Consider the following 4,624-nt stretch of genomic DNA (forward strand, 5'->3'; position numbering starts at 1 on the left):
TCATGGGTCTGCTCCATCGTCAGCCGGAGTGGGACTTGTCCCGTCACCGCCACTGTGAATTTGACTTCCGGAAATTCCGCCAACGCCTGTTCGGCGGCCCGCCTGAGGTTGACCGTGCAGTCATCGTCGCTGGTGATGTAAAGCCAGTCAAAATTGACGAGCACAATCAATGTTCGACCGTCTGGCGACAGCAACTGCCCTTTCACCAGGGGATTCGCCAAAGCATGCTCACGGGCAGCGGCAAACCGGGCCGGCGAGGCCTGTGAGTGGGGAAAAAGGGGTTCGCGCAGACCGAAGATATTGAGCACAGGAACCCGGTCCATCCACAGCACCTTCCAGACGTACGGAAGTGACTCGAGTGACTGGACCATGTGACGCAGGGCCTGAGCGCCCGCGGGTGTAAAGATCGAATCAGACTCAATGACCAGGATTGCATCGGACCGGGTGAGGTCCAGTGCTTCGACCTGCGGACGGGGTTTCACAACCGGTTGCTCGGCCGGTGCCGCCGGGGGGGCGGCTGGCGCTTCGTTTACGACGGGCTTCGGCAGGAAAAGATTCCTGACAAGGTCAGGGTCGATGTAGCCCACCGTGGCGACGGAAGTGATCAGGACCAGGATCAGTATGGCCCAGATGGGGCGATCGACAATCCAGGCGGTCGAGCGTCCGAAGCTATGCGAAATTGACAATCCAGACCCTCGTTCCGTGTGCTCTATCGTTGAGGCCGGCCCCGTTCTGCTGCGGACCGAATCTCTTCACGACTCAGTTTTCCGTCGGCATTGCTGTCATACTGATAGAACGCGTACCTGCGGAAGCCGAGCGGAGTTTCGTGTTTCTCAACGACACTGTCCTGATTTTTGTCGAACCGCTTAAAGAAATCGGTCACAAATTGTTCCACCGATTGCGTGTCGACTTTTTCCGATGCCGATTTGACGATCAGCTTCCGCTTGCTCGCCCGAGGCTCGCTCTCCTGTTGAGAATCCCGTGGCTCAGAGACTTCGAAGAAGGTCACTGCCATTTCTTCCCACGTCTGGTCTCCCCACGTTACGGTCTGTGAGGGATCCGGATTCGCTGGGTTCCCCGCTGAATTGTCGAAGTGGGCCGTAAACATCAATTCGTCGAGTTGATCCAGCTTCAGTGGCGTGGTCAGTTCATAGACATGCTGCCAGTTGAAGTCGTAGCGCGGGACATCCAGCAGAGTCTGGACGGAGTCCCCGCGTCGACCTGCCACCTGAATTGCTTTTCCCCGGACGTGCATGTGCGGGACGATCGCGAGCAGCTCAGCCCGTTTAGGGAACCAGCTAACGCTGGAATGAACTGCAAAGTCGGCCGCATGAGGCGGAATCTCGAACTCCTGATCGATCCCCAGCAGGGTGAAAACCTCGTGGGTCACTTCCGACTCGGGAATGAATGTCAATCCGATCTGAGTCAGGTCTTCCTGCGGGGCTCCGTTGGGGGTGTAATGCATCTGGAAGACAAGTTTGGACCCGGCGGGAACACGGCGGGCGTATCCCGGTGCCATGGTAAAGCTGCGCTGCCCCGGGACGTACCCGGTCACGTATCCTACGCCGCGTACGTCGGTCCCATCGGGTGGTCGTACGAAGACAATACAGTGATGAACGGTCGGTCGGTTGCCGGGAATGACCTGCGCCCCCGAGACCCAGCGGTCCTCTTCAAAATGCGGATCGACCACGAAGTATTGATACTCGACCGTTCCAATGGCCGGGACCTTAAACGGCTTGTCCCGCATTTTCAGCACGAGGTCCGGTTCCCGCGACAGTTGCCATCCGTCACGAAATTCCGCAGGCGGGGGAAGCTGTGACTCATCGCCGTAAGGCATTCCGGCTTCCACCCACTCCCGAATCCGTTTCTGATCTGATTCCGGCATCAAGCGTGAATTGCGGAAGTGCCCGTATTCCGGATTGGCATTCCACGGCGGCATCCTGCCGGCAGCGATCGTCTCGAGAATTGTCTCGCCCCACCCTTTGACTTCTTCATAGTCGGTCAGCGAGAACGGGGCAATCTCGCCGGGCCTGTGGCACTCGACGCAATGCTGGTTCAGGATGCGGGTAATTTCCTGGCAGTAAGTCACCGCGGGTTGGTCTGGCGAAGGGGACTTCGGAATCTTCACGCGCCCAATCAGGCAGCCAGTCGTTTCGGTTTGGGGGACACTTACAGGTTTTCGGTCCCGCAGTTCTTCAATGGCGACACGCAGATCTTGCCGTGTCGGTTGCCCACGGGAAACGCCCGGCTGGTACTGATCGTCGATCCGCCCTCGATAGCGAACAGCGAAATCCTCGTCGAGGACGAACACTTCCGCCATGTGCTTTGCACCGAACAGATCGGCCACTTGATTGAGCGGATCTTTGAACAGCGGAAAGGTGACTCCGTATTCCTTCGCGAAGGCGGAGACTTCTTCCTGAGAGTCCTGCGAATTGCTGTTGACCCCGATGAAGCGGACCAGCGGCCGATCGGCCTCTTTCTGCGCCGAGAACTCTTTCTCCAACTGACTGAGACGTGGTGCGTAGAGTCGTGCGAGCGGGCATTCCGTTCCGAGGAAACAGACGACCGTCAGCCGGGCCTTCTCTCGCGGAGAGACTTTGACGGCATTTCCGCTGAGATCGGTCAGGCTGAAAGCAGGGATCGTCAGCCCGGCTCCCGGCAGAGCAACGCGATCCTCACCCCCGGCGACGTTGATGAAAACTCCAAGGCACAACATCCATGGCGACAGGCAACAGAATCGTGACATTTTCCGGTCCTTCTGACACCCAACTTACTGAGCCCGAGGGGGACTCGAACGACGGTGAATCAAGACTCTGCATCACGCCGCAGGATCAAGTCACTGTGTCTCGTGGTCCATCACTGTTATCCGATTTCCAGCAATTTCACAAACTCACCGATTTCATCAAAGTAAGCTTGTGCGTTGCATTCCATGATCCGGTTATGGTCCCCTGCGGAAAATCGAATCAGCTTTTTCTGATCGCCTGCCAGCCATTCCAGGTTGCGTTCCGCATGGGAAATTTCGACCATTCCGTCGTTGACGGTGTGCAAAAGCAACGCCGGGCCTCGATACCCTGACAGCTTTTGTCGGTGATGAAAGTGGCGTCGGGCTTCGTCCATCACATCCTGCGGCGTCAACTCCGTCCCCCTGAGGTCGGCGTATTTGAGAAACCGTTCGGCCGGTTCGGCAATTCCGCTTTCCAGGATCAACCCCGCCGTGGTCGGTTGCCGATGGACAAGTTCGATCGCGTACAGCGAGCCGATTGACCGCCCGAAGGCGATGACTCGTTCAGGAGTCAGTCCCGCCGCTTTCATCACCGCTTCGCCGTCACCGAGCATGGCGACAAGCTGTGCTTCACCGGTGGAGGCTCCGTAGCCGCGGTACTCAACAAACAGCGAGTTCAGTCCCTGTGCTGCGAGTTCTTCCGCCATCCAGGGGACATAGTCGGCCACGGCTTCTCCATTGCCATGGAAATGAATCAGCGTCAGTCGCGCCGGGTCGATGACATGGTGAACACAGGCGAGTTCCGCTCCATCGACGGGAACCATCCACGCTTTGCGGACGGTGCGACTTTGAGGAAAGAGGTAGCATCCGCTCACGGCCGGCAGGTCGAGTAAACTGGTCATTGGATTTCCGTATCCCAAGGATCTTCCGCAAAAAGAACTTTTCCCGTCCACCACAAAAGCAACGGTGCCTTCCCAGCGGATTTCGGGCCTTGCACAACCCCCCTGGTCATTGCCTGCATCCTTTCCTGTCGGCCGTGTCCACGGCCGTTTCGGCGAGCGGAAGGTCGACCCGGGGGGACGATGCAGGTCCAGGGGGATAGCTCGATCGGGGAACTGGGGCAAAGGCCCGGTGGCCACCGGACTGGTCTGGACTGGTCCGGACCGGTTTCGGCGCGGATTGGGCCCCGACCTCACCCTTGCACTACTTTCCGCTCCAGGCGGATTTCAATCGATAGACTTCCAGCGACTTGAGCTTTGCTGGCTGGCCGTTCGACTGGACCGATACCGCCTGGTCGTCCTGCTTGGCGATAAACGGTACCGGCACGTAGGTGGCACCGTTACTGGCGAAAACTTCCAGTGCGGTCCGATCGGTGAAGATCTGCACGCGTTGTTTGCCCCCGACAAGCGGCGCTGCTGCGCGGTGGCCATTCACGACAATTTCCTGCTTCCCGGCGTCGTACTGAATTTTCGCACCACGAATCTGAAACTCGACCGTTTCCGCCGTATTCGGTTCCCATTCCGCGATGAGTTCAATCAGCTCGGATCTGAAAGTGGAAAGTTTATCGGCCTGATTGGGTCCATCGCGCAGCGTCACCAGTTCTGGAACCGGAGTCCGCGACAGTCGCGGACCGTCGGGCGTTGATACCAGACTTAAGATGCAGGGAAGTGTCTGGAGATGATTGAATGACATTCCCGGTGAAGGGGCCTGCATCCAGGCGATCTGGATCCGTTTGCCACCGGGAAGATCGCTGAACGTCTGGGCGGCGTAGAAACCAATCCCCTGTACATCTTTGACGCGGCTCGAATCGGCCGCGAACGTTCGACCGTCAAAATCGCCAACGGCATAGACGCTGTTCGCTGCCGTCAGAACCCATTTCTTCCGGGTCGCATCGCCATCGAC

3 protein-coding genes and 1 pseudogene are annotated in these 4,624 nt (G+C 58.3%); all 4 read right to left on the reverse strand.

Features of this window, described 5'->3' with window-relative positions; all coding sequences use genetic code 11:
• Positions 1-686 (reverse strand): annotated as a pseudogene (locus VGE80_RS10465) (RND transporter); the annotation flags it as partial.
• Between the two features lie 23 nt (positions 687-709).
• Positions 710-2,746 carry a redoxin domain-containing protein gene (locus VGE80_RS10470; RefSeq protein ID WP_440592624.1) on the reverse strand — a complete coding sequence of 679 codons (2,037 nt, stop codon included), beginning with the start codon at positions 2,744-2,746 and terminating at the stop codon, positions 710-712.
• Between the two features lie 116 nt (positions 2,747-2,862).
• Complete coding sequence (locus VGE80_RS10475) at positions 2,863-3,624, reverse strand: alpha/beta hydrolase (protein ID WP_440592625.1); 762 nt, start codon at positions 3,622-3,624, stop codon at positions 2,863-2,865.
• Between the two features lie 301 nt (positions 3,625-3,925).
• A partial coding sequence (locus VGE80_RS10480) for a GH32 C-terminal domain-containing protein (RefSeq protein ID WP_440592626.1) occupies positions 3,926-4,624 on the reverse strand: 699 nt, incomplete at its 5' end.

The sequence above is a fragment of the Schlesneria sp. genome (genome assembly GCF_036405755.1).
Lineage (GTDB): Bacteria > Planctomycetota > Planctomycetia > Planctomycetales > Planctomycetaceae > Schlesneria > Schlesneria sphaerica.